Raw genomic sequence first — 14,608 nt, forward strand, 5'->3', positions numbered from 1 at the left:
TATGTTTGCTCTCGATATCAATAACAAAAGTCGGTCAGCATGCGGACCATTTAGTTTTAATTAAAAAAAAAGAAAACATGGCAAGAATTTTAAGTGGAATTTTAGGTGGCTTTGAAGGAAAAGTCGGAAATGTAGTTGGAAGTCGATGGAGAAGTATCTCGTACATTCGCTCGTTGCCTCGTCGGTCGAGAAAAGAACCAAGCGAAAAACAATTGGCTACGAGGCTGAAATTTAGTTTAGCATCGGCGTTTGTTTATCCTATTCGTTCAATCATAGATGTAGGATTTACGGATTCCAACATCACGGATTCAACCGCTACAGCTAATTTTATTGGTCAGATCATAAATAACGCAATAGTTGGTTCTTATCCCGACTTAAAGATCGACTACAGTAAGGTTATCATTAGCAAGGGAGGGATTTCTCCACTTAAGGATTTACAAATTACGATAAACAGCCCGTCTGATATTATCATAAGTTGGTCTTTTACTGATGGACATTTTAGTGGCAAGGGATCCGACAAGGTATTGGCTGTGCTGTATGATGATCTTAAGAAAGAGTATCAGATTTTGGAGGACGCAACTCGACTTTCAAAACAAGTGAAATTAAATATTACGGACCAGACAACGAGTGCCAGTTTACATGTTTGGCTGTTTTGTATCGAGGAAAAAAGAAATAAGGTGTCGGAAAGCCAATATTTGCTGATAAAACGATCTTAGTTTATCTCGGTGCAGCGTAGCATCAAACGGCGTTAAACATTTACATTAATTAATCGAATGGCAATATTCCATTCTAAACAAAGAATAATATGAAACAAACATTAGAGCATATACGATTCGTCGTGAAAATGATATTGAAATCATCATCCAAATTTCCAGAAAAATTGATTCGGATAGGAACGTATTTGGATTTCAGTATGAGCGTCCTTCTTCAGTTGTTGGAAATAATCGAAAAGGACAAGAGAAATAAAGGCCCAAAAAGCAGAGGTTTTGGACTGGTATAAAACGGTGTCCCTTTGGACGCTTGGCGGTACAGCCTGTTCGTTTTGTTTTAGTTTATCCCTAAATGACATATTCAGCAGTGTTGTTCTGACCATCATCGGTTCCTTAATCAGCTTTTTATTAAGCGTTTTGTTGAGCAGTAGAGTGAAAAAGTAAGAAAAAAGGCACCCACGGGTGCCTTTTGATATCTAGCCATTTCAATGGAGCAACTTGATCTTGCTTTTCGATTTCAATATCGTTTTGAGGGATGCTATTTTTTCTTGGGCATCAGTGATGTCTGATTGCGAAAGTGAATCTCCGGCGATATCACGAAGACTATGCATGCTGATATCTGCTGGCGCCAATGCGGCGGCAAGGGGTAAATCGCCCCAATTGATGATGCTTGGAATATGTATAGCTTGACTGTAAAAGCTATCTAATTTTGCTTGGCGAACGAGGTAACTGATGGGAGTTTCGTAAGTTTCTACATGGTTGATTTGCTCATTCAAGGTAGCAGCCAAAATAGAAGCAACTCCTAATTCCTTCTCAGCATGGATTTCGATATTTTGGGGATTAAAATTCTGTTTGATAAAGCTTGCGAGGTGCGCAATTTGTTCGGTCCATATCCCCATCATACTTCGTCCCAACCAGTGCTGTGAGCGGGAGAGGGTGTGAAGTTTAGGTAATCCATTGTCGAAATTACGCCCTACAGAGCTGCTGTTGTTTCCTAAGCCTGTCAGGTCGGACAATAAAACAGCAAATCCTTGGTCTCGATACTTTCGAACTGTATCATTAAGCTGTTTTTTAGGCAGGTCAGTTGTGAAAATGAGCTTGAATTTTTTTGCTTTTGAGGGGTTAGCGATTAGTGCAAGTAATTCAGTGCCGTTTGGTAATTTGATGTCATATCTGTCCCATGTTTCATTGATGGAGGTCTTTGTGTTCCGGTATTTTGGAGGAGTTGCGAAATCAATCTGGAGGTGCTTTTGTAATTGCAAAAGCTGTCGATCTCGATTTATTTTTTTAGGATCGAATTTGGACATTAAATCTGCTGCTGTTTGTTGGCAGTAGGCTTGTGTACTTAAAACTTCTTGCGGCCGCATTCCTTGATCGAATACCTGTAGAGTTGATTGGCTAAGCGTTGGAAGTGTTGCATAGTTGCTGCTTTGGGGCGCTTTTTTCTGGATTAAATTTTCGTTGAACCAGGAAATCATCGCGTGACGTTGTTCAGCCCAATATCCATGTGTGGTATTGAAGAGTTGGTAAGAGAAGTTTGTTTCTGCATGGTGCAATTTGTAGATCTGATTTGCAATTCGATGTGATCGAAACATTTCGCTTGGGAAGAATGCCTTATTGCTGTCGTGAAGGGCATTGAAAAGGCTAAGCTTTCTGGGTGCTATTAAGCCGAGTATTTCAGATTCTTCGACAAAAGTCAATCCATCGGGAAGCAATTCGCAAATACAGTTTGCATTCATGACATAGGACTCAAAGGTGCCTACAGAAACGACAGGTAGGGCGGCTTTAATCCGCTCGTCGACAGCTGCAATCCACATGGTTTGGTTACCACCACCGCTTGCGCCAGTTGCAGCGATAAGGTTTTTATCGACGTAGGCCAAGGATTCTAACAAATCGACAGCGCGCAGGTTATCGGTAATTTGCATGCCCATTAAGGTCTCGCCAATGTCAATCAGATGGCCTCCCATGTGGGAACCGTGGTATTCAAAGTTAAGATGCTCGGTCGTGCGTTCGCCGGCGCCCCAAGGATCGACAAGCAATGCGACATAGCCATTCTTGGCAAGGTCTTGACCTACAAGCTGGTAGTTGTCATAGAACTTTCCATTTCTGGAATGCCCCATCATGACTAATACCGCGGGGAATGGTCCGTTGCCTTCCGGTTTATAGAGGTTCGCCGTTGTAAGGGTTTTAGGACGCGTTTGGAAAGTGATGTTCTTGAGCTCGAAGCCTTCTAGTTTATTGATCTTGTGCTCGGTGTATTTTAATGGCAAATTGTGAAATCGCTTGTAGTTTGTTTTTTCCTGTATAAATTGGTGGATCGCATTTTTACGAGTTTGCCATTGTTGTAAGTTTTGCGGGGCAATGAACTTTTTAAATTGTCTGGCAGCTTCGAGTTTTAAGCCGTTCGCCAAAAGATCCACATCAGAATCATTGACGATTGTCGGGATGCTGTCGTTGTTCTTTGACATATTGATTTTACCCGAGGGAGAGGGGATTGTTGAGTGTGCTGTAAAAAGCAGCGAGGCGATTACAGCGCTTATTGTTTGTAGTTTGGATTTCATAAGCTATTGGTTAGTGGTTGAGTAATAGCGAGTTCACTATTACAAAATAGCTAAATTAAAACACTAACTGAAATAAAAATGCCGAGAGCGCTGTCGGTGAAAACAAAGAAGCAAATCAATTGGATTGATTTTCCATGCTGCGCTGAAGTAGGGTGTTCAGGTTTCTTTTCAAGTCATCCGGTTCAATAATCTTTACGAAATCGGCAAACATCATTAGCCACCTCGGGAATTCATTGACGATATCTCTGCTTTGGAAGATCATTTCTATAGAATCCCCCACCTGTTTTTCAGAAACAAAGCCGTAGTGCTTTCTTTCCCATTTCAAATGATTAGCGAGTTTGTGCTCAACGAGGAGTCTAATATGTGTTGTGGAGTGATTCGTTTGGCGATGCTTTTCGATATATTCAGCAATGGAGATATGCTTCTTGCTGAAATTTGTATCTGTTAAAGTCGCTTCTTGAATTCGATCGCTTCTAAACTGCCGAAAATCATTTCGATAGAGACAGTAAGCAACAATGTACCAAAAGCCACCATCGTGGTAGATCCCTATTGGCTCTATCGCCCTCTGACGAGCTTCATCATCCTGTATTCCCTGATATTTGACAATGAGTTTTTTTTGATGTGAAATACTTTCTAACGTACTGCTTAAGGCATGAGGTACATGCTCAAGAAATGCTGGCATGGACTGTTCTCGCATAATAATTTGATTCTCGACTGTTGAAAGCAAATCCTTATCATGGTTTTTAAGAATTGACTTAATTTTTAGCATAGCGGAACCATATTGCTTTGCACTCTCTTTGTCGAGGAACTTTTGTGTAAGTTTTTCTGTCGCAACGAATGATAGGGCTTCTTCTTTGCTAAAGCTGACAGGAGGGAGCTTGTAGCCGTCCATGATCGAGTAGCCAGCACCGGCTTCTCCGATAATAGGGACACCCGCTTGTTCTAAGCTTTTTATATCTCGGTAGATTGTTCGTAAGCTAACTTCAAAACGGTCTGCGAGCTCCTGTGCTCGAACTACTCGTTTTGATTGTAACTGAATAAGTATTTCTACGATGCGATCGAAACGTTTTTTAAGGTCTACAGACATTGATTATATGAAGCTTTTAAGCGATGTCCGATAATTTGAAAGTATCTTTAAGACGGATCCCTTTCTCTGTATGTTGGAGCGTGCAACATTCGTGTTCAGCATCATGCTCAAGAATAAGGATGTATTCATTATCTACAATTTCTTGCCAATACGACTTTCGTTCGTCCATGGTTACCAAGGGTCTTACATCATAGCTCATCACGTAAGCTAGTGGGATATGGCCAACGGAAGGAAGGAGATCCGCCATGTAGAGCAACGTTTTGCCTTTGTAGTCGATCTGTGGAAGCATCATCGCTTCTGTATGTCCGTAGGCATAACGCATTTTAATGTTGCTATCATAATGCGGTTGATCTTCAGATATAAAATTAAGTTGACCGGATTCTTGGATAGGCAGAATATTTTCTTTTAAGAAGGATGCTCTTTCTCGAGGATTCGGTTCAATAGTAGCCCAATTCCAATGCTTCTCGTTTGACCAAAAGCGAGCATTCTTAAATGCTGGCACCAATTTTTCACCTTGGCGTATGATTGCACCACCACAATGGTCAAAATGTAGGTGTGTTAATATGACATCTGTTATATCATCCCGGTGGAAGCCATGTCTGGCTAGAGAGTTGTCTAATGTGTCATCTCCGTGGAGGAAATAGTGTCCGAAGAACTTTGCATCTTGTTTATCGCCTAATGCAGTATCAACTAGGGTAAGGCGTTTTCCATCCTCAATTAAGAGGAGGCGTGTAGCCCAAGTACAAAGATTATTACTATCAGCGGGATTTGTTTTCTGCCAAATCGACTTCGGAACAACGCCAAACATCGCTCCACCATCAAGCTTAAAAAATCCCGTATCAATTGTATATAGTTTCATACCGCATTACTTTTACTGATTAAGGTATAAAATTGCTGTTTTCGTTTTTGTAAAGCAAACTACGTGCGAATGTTTTTTTGACTTTGTTAAGAATCACTAAGTATTTTATATGAAGTAGAAGAGTAGTTCGTTTTCACATTTATTCAAAATACGCATTTTTATAAACAGAAGAGGCTGTCCAAAACGGACAGCCTCTTGATTGTTTTTTTATATTCTCTTAGTGAATGAACAATAGTTCTCTTAACTTTGGAAGAGGCCATTTAGCGTCATCTACTAGCTTTTCTAGCTTATTTACATGATAACGGATTTCATCAAAAAATGGTTTAACCACCTCATCATATGCAATTGCTTTCTCACGAACGTCGTCAATTGTATTTGCTTTTTTACGTGCTTGGCGCATTTCTTCAGCTTTTTCTAAGATTGTGTTGACATGTTTAGAGATGCGCTCCAAGTAATTTAGCTGTGAGCTATAAGACTCTTTTGGTAAGCCAAGATCTTTTAAACCCTTAACATTTTGGATTAATTCATTTTGATAAGTCAAGCATGCCGGAGCAATTTGACTTGTGACAACCTCACCAATTACACGAGCTTCAATTTGTAGTTTTTTGAAGAAGTTTTCCAACAATATCTCATGTCTAGCTTCAGATTCACGTTTAGTATATATCCCTAATGCCTCGAATAATTCCAAAGATTCAGGAGTTACATAGACGTCCAAAGACTTAGGCGTAGATTTGATATTCGACAAACCACGAGCTGCAGCTTCGATTTCCCATTCTTCGCTGTATCCATTTCCTTCAAAACGAATAGCCTTCGAATCTTTAATGTATTTACGTACTACGTTTAAGATTGCTAAATCTTTCTTGGTCCCTTTTTTAATTTGTTTATCAACCTCAGTTTTGAACTCTATTAATTGAGTCGCAACAATTGCATTTAACACGGTCATTGGCAATGCCGAGTTAGCTGAAGAACCAACAGCGCGGAATTCGAATTTATTTCCTGTAAATGCGAAAGGAGAAGTACGGTTTCTGTCGGTATTATCTAATTTCAAATCTGGAATCTTAGGAATACCATGCCATAAGTTTGCCTCAGATTTCACTTTTTTAGCAACACGAGCCGATTCAACCTCTTCTAAGATCTCATCTAACTGAGAGCCCAAAAAGATTGAGATAATAGCTGGAGGGGCTTCATTAGCACCCAATCGGTGATCGTTTGAGTGGCTAGCGATAGAAGCGCGTAGTAAATCTGCATGTTCGAAAACAGCTTTGATCGTATTTACGAAGAATGTCAAGAACATTAAGTTGTTCTTTGGAGTTTTGCCTGGTGAAAGTAAATTGACACCTGTATTCGTAATTAATGACCAGTTGTTATGTTTTCCCGAACCGTTAACACCACTGTACGGTTTTTCATGTAACAACACTTTGAAGTTATGACGCAGTGCAACTTGCTCCATCACGTTCATCAACAATTGGTTATGATCGATCGCCAAGTTAATCTCTTCGAACATCGGTGCACACTCAAATTGCGATGGAGCAACTTCATTGTGACGAGTTTTCAAAGGGATACCTAATTTCAAAGCTTCGTTCTCAAGATCGACCATATAAGCAAGTACACGTTCCGGGATAGCTCCGAAATAGTGATCTTCTAACTGTTGTCCTTTTGCAGACATGTGGCCAAATAACGTACGACCAGTGAGTTGAAGATCAGGACGAGCATTATATAGCGCTAAATCGACTAAGAAGTACTCTTGTTCGATACCCAGCGACGCATTTACCTTCGTTACTGACTTATCGAAATATTGAGCTACTTCGGTCGCTGCTTTATCAATAGACGCAATTGCTTTTAATAAAGGTGCTTTGTAATCTAAAGATTCTCCCGTATAAGAAACAAATACAGTAGGAATACATAAAGTCTTACCAGCTGATGTTTCAAAAATGAAAGCTGGAGAGGATGGATCCCAAGCAGTGTAGCCTCTTGCCTCAAACGTATTACGGATTCCTCCATTCGGAAAAGAGGAAGCATCAGGCTCTTGTTGTACAAGTGCATCCGCTGTGAACTTTTCGATAGCACTTCCGTCTGAATCTGGTTCAAAGAATGAATCATGTTTTTCTGCAGTAGACCCTGTAAGCGGTTGGAACCAGTGTGTGTAGTGCGTCGTGCCGTTCTCAATTGCCCAAGCTTTCATCGCCTGTGCTATATATTCCGCCATATCACGTGTAATCTGTTTTCCTTCATCAATAACAGTGGTAAGCTCTTTGTAAATAGTCTTTGGTAAGTATTCTCTCATCTTTAAGATGGTGAATACATTTTTTCCATAGATGTTTACTGCTCTCTCTGCTGTGACGTTTGTTTTTGAAGCGAAAATATGTTTCGTTGCCTCTTCAACTGCTTTAAATCTGCTGTTTGACATGATTGTAGAATTATCTATTCTTTGTTTATGTTGATTGTTCCGTGTTTTTGTAAAAACTTTTTCAAAAATATGTCAAAAACATATAAATCCGATAATTTTTTTGAAAAAAATAAGAAAAATGACAATTCGAAACCCATAAAAAATAAAAAAGGGCGAAAAAACTAGTTTTGTTCGCCCTTTTTTATTGTGGATTTACAAATTAATCGACTTCAAGTCCCCAATCTATTCCTTTTTCAGTTGCTTTGACACCTTTTTTAATCCAATTAGCTGCCGGTGCACCCTTTAAAAAGTGATCAAAGAATTGCGCTTCGCGTATTTGTATATCTTTTCTATTCTGACGTTGCATTAAATTATGTCCATCTCCATTATAATTTAATAACCAAACGGGCTTATTCAAACGTCTAAGCGCAGTGAAAAATTCGATACCCTGATACCATGGCACAGCTCCGTCATTATCATTATGCATGATCGCGACAGGTGTATTGACACGATCCATAAAGAACAGCGGAGAATTCTCTATATATAGGTCACGAGCTTCCCACAAGGGCTTTCCGATACGACTTTGTGTATTCTCGTATTGGAATTGGCGGGAGATACCAGTACCCCAACGAATTCCGCCATAGGCCGAAGTCATATTTACTACAGGTGCTCCCGACCATGCCGCCGCGTACATGTCAGTGCGTGTAATTAAATGTGCGACTTGATATCCGCCCCAGCTCTGTCCTTGAATTCCCATCTTTGTTGAATCCACCCAGCTATTATTGCGAGCCAAATAATGCATGCCCGAATTGATATACTCTTCAGCTGATCTTCCAGGATAGCCTGTTTCATAGCGAATATCAGGCGTAAATACTAAATATCCGTTACTCACAAAGTAGGGGATATTTAAGCGCGATGGAGTAGGAGCAGGCGCTTGATAGGTATATAGACCATCCGTCAACTTCTCATAGAAATAAGCGATGATAGGATATTTCTTATTTGGATCAAAATCTTCGGGTTTATATAAGATACCTTCCGCTTGATGTCCATTTGGAGTAGTCCATGATACAATTTCTGCAGTCATCCAATTGTAGTCTGCTTGTTGAGGATTTATGTCCGTCAATCGCTGTTCTTGTTTGAAAGCAGTCAGTACATAAACATCAGGGCTCGCTTTCGTATCTTCTTTGGTGTAAATTATATTGTTTATCTTTTGATCCGCAGCAATCATTTTATAAGTATATGGCCCCGTCCAAAGTTGCTCAATATTCTTTTTCCCTAATTGATATAAGCCGGCATACTTGTTTTTAGTATTGAACCCTGACAAGTAAATCGGTTGGGTCTCATCGATATAAGATGTTCTAACTCTAGGATCTTCGATTGCTGTTAACCGTTGAATTCTATAAGTTATCTTTTGCTCTCTGCCTTTGCCATGGGTAAATTCGCGCTTTACTTTGCCATCTAAACTGAATTTCCAAACATCGTAACGGTCATTGATGAACACATTCTTGGCGTCATTGCTCCATCCTACAATTCCGTAAGCACCCGGTAGAGCCGGAACGTCATTCTCCTCATCAACAAAACTAACCGAGATACCTTCGTTAAGTTGTTTTACAGTTTCCGATTCGATATGAAAGCTATACCAATTCGCATTTTCTTTATTAAAATATACGACATAATCACCTTTTGGAGCTAAATGTGCCGAACCGGAGAGATTCTTAGCAACCAATTTATTTTTTCCGTTAATTAATGAAATGACATAAACATCCGATCTCGTCTCGCCATCCCATTGTGATGAGATACGATAGCCGAGGTCACTGCTCGCTAATGCCCATTCATTATCCGCATCGTCTGTAAAACTAATTCTATTATAGGTGTCGTCTGATATGGGGGTTACTTTTCCGCCTTTCTTCGGTAGAATCATGGCTGTAAAACTTCGCATTTGGTCACGGCGGGTATTCAGCAATTGCGTAGGTTGCAAATAATCATCTTGCCAATGCCAGATATCCACTTTCGCATTCTCAAAATCTACCAATGTCGTATCTTTCACTCGCGGAACTGGGGCAAGGCCAAAGAACAAGCGATTTCCAGATTTACTAAAATTTAAAGAAGCATCGCCAGATATATACCACTTATCAGGAACGCCTGCTGACCGTTGATCTGCTAGAATACTCGCCGTATCCTGGTTTGCCGTATAATAATATAGTTTGAAATCTTTCAATAAGGCCTTCTCAGGACTTTTATCTGCAAGAAATGTAAATTGCTTGCCAGCGTCGTCGAAAGTAAATTGCTTATAGATCCCTTTGCCATTACTGATCTTCTTTAACTTTTTAGAAGCGATCTCGTATAGATACAAACCCGCCTCATTCAATGAATCCTTATCTGCACCTTTCTTTGTGAATATGAAATATTGCTCGTCATTGCTGATTTGGAAGTTCTCTGCTTTAATAAAGTTGGTAGTATCGCCAGACTGCAGATGCAACAAATGCACTACCGGAGTAGGTTTTTCCTTTTTAGCATTCGACGATTTACTTGCTGTACTGTCCTTTTCTACCTTCTTACCGGGTATGACCGTTTCGCTAGCAATGGCTATATACTTACTGCCTTTGCGGGGCAAATGGTAGCTTTTAAAATTTGGATATCGACTCGCTGAATTCTTGGACAGATTGTATACTAACAAGGTGTCTTTCGGCATATCATCCGGCTTCTTCTTTTTGATACGAGCTTCCCTCGTTTCCTTAAAGAATGGTTTTACCGTACTGATTAAGAATTGTTCGTCCTCGGTCAATCGCACGTCTGTCCCTCTAGGAATACTTAAAAGAAGTTGATTCCTACTGTTTTTAACCTCCGTTAGATTATCGCCTTCCTGCGGACTGATCGTATAGTGGATAATGTTTCCAGACTTGCTAATCTCTGCCCGGCTAATGGATTTCCAATTATCATAAACTGAGTGATCAAGTGGTTTCTTTTGTGCATAAATACCTGAAACCAGTGAGAAACTCAATAATAAAAGACTGTATTTTTGTTTCATAAATTGATAGAAATAGGTAGCCCCAATATTAATCAAAAAATGCTAACTTAGGTTATCGCACTCTATAACATTTTTAATATAAAACGGATTTAGCTTATGAAAAATGCAGGAATTATTATTAGCGCTGTCGCTGCAATAGCAATAATCGCCTTTGCCGCCATCTTGGGAAATGCTTATAAGTATAAGTATAAAAACTCCAATACAATCAATGTTACAGGCGGTGCTAAGACAGACTTTGCATCCGATATCGTGAAATGGTCCGCGTCCTATAGCAGGAAATCCATGGATTTAAGTGAGGCTTCCGAGCAACTTAAGCGTGATAGGGATCTGGTTCGCAATTTCTTAGTCCAAAAAGGTATCAACGAAAAGGAGATCTTGTTTAATGCAGTTAATATCAATAGAGAATTCAACTATTATACCGATGCAAATGGACATTCTTCGAATACATTCACCGGGTATAATCTGATGCAAACCGTAAGCGTAGAATCGAAAGATCTGAATAAGGTGGATGATGCATCTCGGGAAATTTCTACGCTAATTTCTCAGGGAATAGAACTTAGTTCCAACACCCCGAGCTATTATTTCTCTGGTCTAGAAGATCTTAAATTGAAGCTGATCTCTCAAGCATCTCAAAATGCACGCCTGAGAGCGGAAAATATTGCTAAAGAAGCGGGTTCTTCTCTAGGCGAATTAGTAAAGGCTGACTTAGGTATTTTCCAAATCACAGGACAAAATGATAATGAAGAGTTCTCCTATGGTGGAGCCTTCAATACGACCTCAAGAAACAAGACAGCTAATATTACCGTGAAAGCAAGCTATTTGTCAAATTAAGTACCTATAGATGAAGAAAAGAAAAGGCGAGATTAAAACCTCGCCTTTTTTTGTGCCTTATTAATTAGGAAATTTCCTTTAATTACGGGTCGATTCTCACGAATTTTCCGTCCTTGTCGAAAACAAGATCTAAACCATTCGTTAATTCAACATCGTATCCATAGTTTTCTTTCTCTATGCTGTTGATACCACTGTTAGGGTAGTTTGTTTTTACATAGGTCAAGATCGCTGCTGGAATCAAATTGTCCGGTAATACGGATGAGTCGTTTACTGCATCGATATCCAACCAATTACCGTTTTTATCAAACTTTATCTCAATACCGTTATCTAACAAGACCTCATATTCTTTGCCAGAAAGTCCTTCTTTTTCTTCAACAACCGAAAGGATTTTCACCCCATTGAAGTTGCTATTAATAAATTGAGACGCTGTAGTCGGTAGATCTTTTTCGGTAACCACTGTTTCCTTGTCGCATGACATGGTCAATACGGCAATGGATAAAACGAGACTGATGCTTAATAATAATTTTTTCATGTGCTTATATATTGAGTAATTTGTTTCTTAATCTTGTTTAGTCGTCAACTCTGATAAACTCTCCCTTTGAATTGAATTTAAGATCAATCCCGCTTGTCAGCTCCACTTCAATTTCCCGGCTGTCTTTGGAAATCTGTACGATTTCATTATTTGGGAAGCTTTTTTTGACATACTCTCTGATGGATGCCGGAATGATACTGTGAGGAACAGCGTTTTTCTTCGCATCGACCTCTGTCCAATTTCCATTTTTATCGAATTCTACTTTCGTACCGTTCGCCAAAACAACTTGATATTCAATCGGCGACAAGAGTTCTTTCTCAGATTTTACCAAAGACACCTTCTCTTGCTTGTAATGTGAAGCGATAAATGATTGTGCAGTTTTTGGCAAAGCATTCAACTGTATAATTTTTTCTTGTCCGATCGCTTGAAAAGATGATCCGGCGATTAAGGTAATCAGGGCTGCTTTAACTATATTTTTCATGTTCTATCAATTATTATACTACAATAATCGATAGCAAAACTGTAAACAATTGGGAATTTTAAACAGATTCTGAAAAAAAGATAAGTTTTTTCTATTTTTCTGCATTAACGGCGGCTATCTACTGCAACATCCAATAATTAATAATGCTGTTAATCTTGTTTTTTCAGCACAAAATGTTGAAGCGATCCTTCATAACGATAGGCGAGTTTGATATGTTTATGCTGTTCTAAAATAGATTGTACAATAGAAAGTCCCAATCCATTGGATTGATTATCCTGAGTACCTTTATGAAAACGCTCGAAAATATAGGTCGGATTTAGGGCGCCTGTGTTGCTACTATTCGCAATATCAATCGTGGAATCTGTAACTTCAATTCGTATTTTTCCTGGGGAAGTATTGTACTTTATGGCGTTGCGGATTAAATTGGATAACATGATTTGCGCTAGATCCGTATTGAACTGCGTCGTGAAATTTCCCTGCTCCCTAAACTCAACTTCAATTCCTTTGTATTCGATGATATCCTCCATGTCATGCAATAGGTTCTTCAGCACATCGTTGAAACTCACCTGTTCCATCTCATTGTACTGATTGTTATCGATGCGAGAAAGCATAAGCAAAGACTTATTTAATGCGACCATGCGATGTAGCGACTGTTTGGCTTCCGATACGCGAACGAGCTGACTTTCATCCAATGTTCCTTCTTGCATCAACAGTTCCAACTTGCTAATCGTAATGGCTAATGGGGTTTGTAACTCATGTGATGCATTCTCGAGAAAACGCTTTTGGCCAGCAAAAACTTCCTCGTTGCGACTGATCATATTTACAATCTGCCCATTCAATTCCTCAAATTCTTTCACCTTCGTCGGGATGGGCTCGAAGCTTTTCGAATGTCCAAAGCGATATCGGCTCAGGTTATTCAGTATCTCTCGAAATGGCTTCCAGGCTCTGCTCATCACAAAGTAGTTCACGACCAGAATGCTTAATACGATCAGTAAGTAGAGAACCGTCAAAGCAATAGCCAAATTGATGGAATAATCGTCCTCCTCAACGGTGGAAGTTCTAATCTCTAGACTGTAAGGCAATCCATCTTTGCTGTAGAAACCGGTTTTAAGCACTCTATAAGGTTCATCTTCCTCGTCATAAGGCATATACATGAACTCTCTGCTAAAATGATTCTTATCCAGTCCCTCGCGGTCTTCAGTCGGTAAGATCCGAAACTGGTTAATTCCGTAATTCTGATTCTCCTCAAGAATGCTCGGATTTTTGAAGGCCTCGCGGATAATCTCGATTTTTTGATTCTTAAGTCCGTCATCCACATTATCATACACCTCATCCATCATGAAAGCATAAAACAATAATGCCCATACTGCGATAATAATCCAGATAGCGATTACGAGGAATCGATTGGTATAATATTTTATGGATACTGCCATCTAAACAAGTTTATAGCCCACACCGTAAACAGCCTGAAGATCCATCGCTGCCTGAGCTTCCTTTAGTTTTTTGCGAATATTCTTTATTTGTGAATAGATAAAATCCAGACTGTCCGCCTGATCTGAACTATCGCCCCAGACAGATTCGATGAGGCTCGTCTTCTCCATTAACTTATTCGGTCTCAGCATGAAATAATAGAAAAGATCATATTCCTTTCGGTTCAAGACCATTTCCTTGCCATCTACCAATACCTGACGATTATCGGGGTCTACCGTCACATTTTTATATTGAAGCAGCTTCTCGCCATCTCTGGCATTCCTACGGATAATAGATTTCACTCTAGCCAATAGTTCCGCTAAATGGAAGGGTTTCGCCAGGTAATCATCCGCACCGATCTCTAAACCTAAGACCTTATCCTCGACGGAATCCTTCGCCGACAAAATCAAAACCGGTTGCTTTTTATGCTGCTCTTTTAGCGCCATTAAAATTTCTAAGCCGGAACCACCTGGAAGCATGATGTCCAATAAAATACAGTCATAATCATAGGTCATCGCTTTTTCTAATCCAGCATGAAAATCATGTGCCGTTTCTGTAAGAAAGTTTTCACCTTTTAAAAATTCCTCAACGGTCTGTGATAAAGCGAGTTCGTCTTCTATAATTAGTATCTTCATGTGCAATAAAAATACAATTAAGTTAAAA

Annotated in this window: 12 protein-coding genes; 3 read left to right on the forward strand and 9 right to left on the reverse strand. The window is 39.6% G+C overall.

Annotated elements, in window-relative coordinates:
• Positions 1-77: 77 nt before the first annotated feature.
• The gene (locus tag QYC40_RS06245) at positions 78-716 is read left to right on the forward strand and encodes a DUF6266 family protein (protein ID WP_301993032.1); all 639 of its coding nucleotides are present in this window, start codon (positions 78-80) and stop codon (positions 714-716) included.
• Between the two features lie 89 nt (positions 717-805).
• The gene (locus QYC40_RS06250) at positions 806-1,000 is read left to right on the forward strand and encodes a hypothetical protein (RefSeq protein WP_301993033.1); all 195 of its coding nucleotides are present in this window, start codon (positions 806-808) and stop codon (positions 998-1,000) included.
• A 195-nt stretch (positions 1,001-1,195) separates the two neighbouring features.
• Here the strand turns inward: QYC40_RS06250 and QYC40_RS06255 are convergent, their stop codons facing one another.
• The 5 genes from QYC40_RS06255 to QYC40_RS06275 all read right to left on the reverse strand — a co-directional run bounded on the left by QYC40_RS06255 (position 1,196) and on the right by QYC40_RS06275 (position 10,631).
• Positions 1,196-3,271, reverse strand: a complete 2,076-nt coding sequence (locus tag QYC40_RS06255; protein ID WP_301993034.1) for a S9 family peptidase — start codon at positions 3,269-3,271, stop codon at positions 1,196-1,198.
• A 115-nt stretch (positions 3,272-3,386) separates the two neighbouring features.
• Positions 3,387-4,358: a YafY family protein gene (locus tag QYC40_RS06260; RefSeq protein ID WP_301993035.1), complete on the reverse strand. Its 972-nt coding sequence runs from the start codon at positions 4,356-4,358 to the stop codon at positions 3,387-3,389.
• A gap of 16 nt (positions 4,359-4,374) precedes the next feature.
• Positions 4,375-5,217 carry an MBL fold metallo-hydrolase gene (locus tag QYC40_RS06265; RefSeq protein WP_301993037.1) on the reverse strand — a complete coding sequence of 281 codons (843 nt, stop codon included), beginning with the start codon at positions 5,215-5,217 and terminating at the stop codon, positions 4,375-4,377.
• 217 nt (positions 5,218-5,434) lie between these two features.
• Positions 5,435-7,624: a glutamine synthetase III gene (locus QYC40_RS06270; protein ID WP_301993038.1), complete on the reverse strand. Its 2,190-nt coding sequence runs from the start codon at positions 7,622-7,624 to the stop codon at positions 5,435-5,437.
• Positions 7,625-7,823: 199 nt separating this feature from the next.
• The gene (locus QYC40_RS06275) at positions 7,824-10,631 is read right to left on the reverse strand and encodes a S9 family peptidase (protein ID WP_301993039.1); all 2,808 of its coding nucleotides are present in this window, start codon (positions 10,629-10,631) and stop codon (positions 7,824-7,826) included.
• Positions 10,632-10,727: 96 nt separating this feature from the next.
• On the opposite strand from QYC40_RS06275, the gene QYC40_RS06280 reads away from it, so the two are divergent.
• Positions 10,728-11,462 carry an SIMPL domain-containing protein gene (locus QYC40_RS06280; protein ID WP_301993041.1) on the forward strand — a complete coding sequence of 245 codons (735 nt, stop codon included), beginning with the start codon at positions 10,728-10,730 and terminating at the stop codon, positions 11,460-11,462.
• An 82-nt stretch (positions 11,463-11,544) separates the two neighbouring features.
• Here QYC40_RS06280 and QYC40_RS06285 read toward each other — a convergent pair whose 3' ends face one another.
• The 4 genes from QYC40_RS06285 to QYC40_RS06300 all read right to left on the reverse strand — a co-directional run bounded on the left by QYC40_RS06285 (position 11,545) and on the right by QYC40_RS06300 (position 14,580).
• The gene (locus tag QYC40_RS06285) at positions 11,545-11,994 is read right to left on the reverse strand and encodes a PepSY-like domain-containing protein (protein ID WP_301993043.1); all 450 of its coding nucleotides are present in this window, start codon (positions 11,992-11,994) and stop codon (positions 11,545-11,547) included.
• A 37-nt stretch (positions 11,995-12,031) separates the two neighbouring features.
• Positions 12,032-12,475, reverse strand: coding sequence for a PepSY-like domain-containing protein (locus QYC40_RS06290; RefSeq protein ID WP_301993044.1), 444 nt, complete (start codon positions 12,473-12,475; stop codon positions 12,032-12,034).
• Positions 12,476-12,624: 149 nt separating this feature from the next.
• On the reverse strand, positions 12,625-13,908 hold the full coding sequence (locus QYC40_RS06295) for a HAMP domain-containing sensor histidine kinase (RefSeq protein WP_301993045.1): 1,284 nt from the start codon (positions 13,906-13,908) through the stop codon (positions 12,625-12,627).
• Positions 13,909-14,580 (reverse strand): response regulator transcription factor, encoded by a 672-nt coding sequence (locus tag QYC40_RS06300; protein ID WP_301993046.1) that lies wholly within the window; start codon positions 14,578-14,580, stop codon positions 13,909-13,911.
• Positions 14,581-14,608 lie beyond the last annotated feature (28 nt).

Origin of the sequence: Sphingobacterium sp. BN32 (genome assembly GCF_030503615.1) — a bacterium.
Taxonomy (GTDB): Bacteria; Bacteroidota; Bacteroidia; order Sphingobacteriales; family Sphingobacteriaceae; genus Sphingobacterium.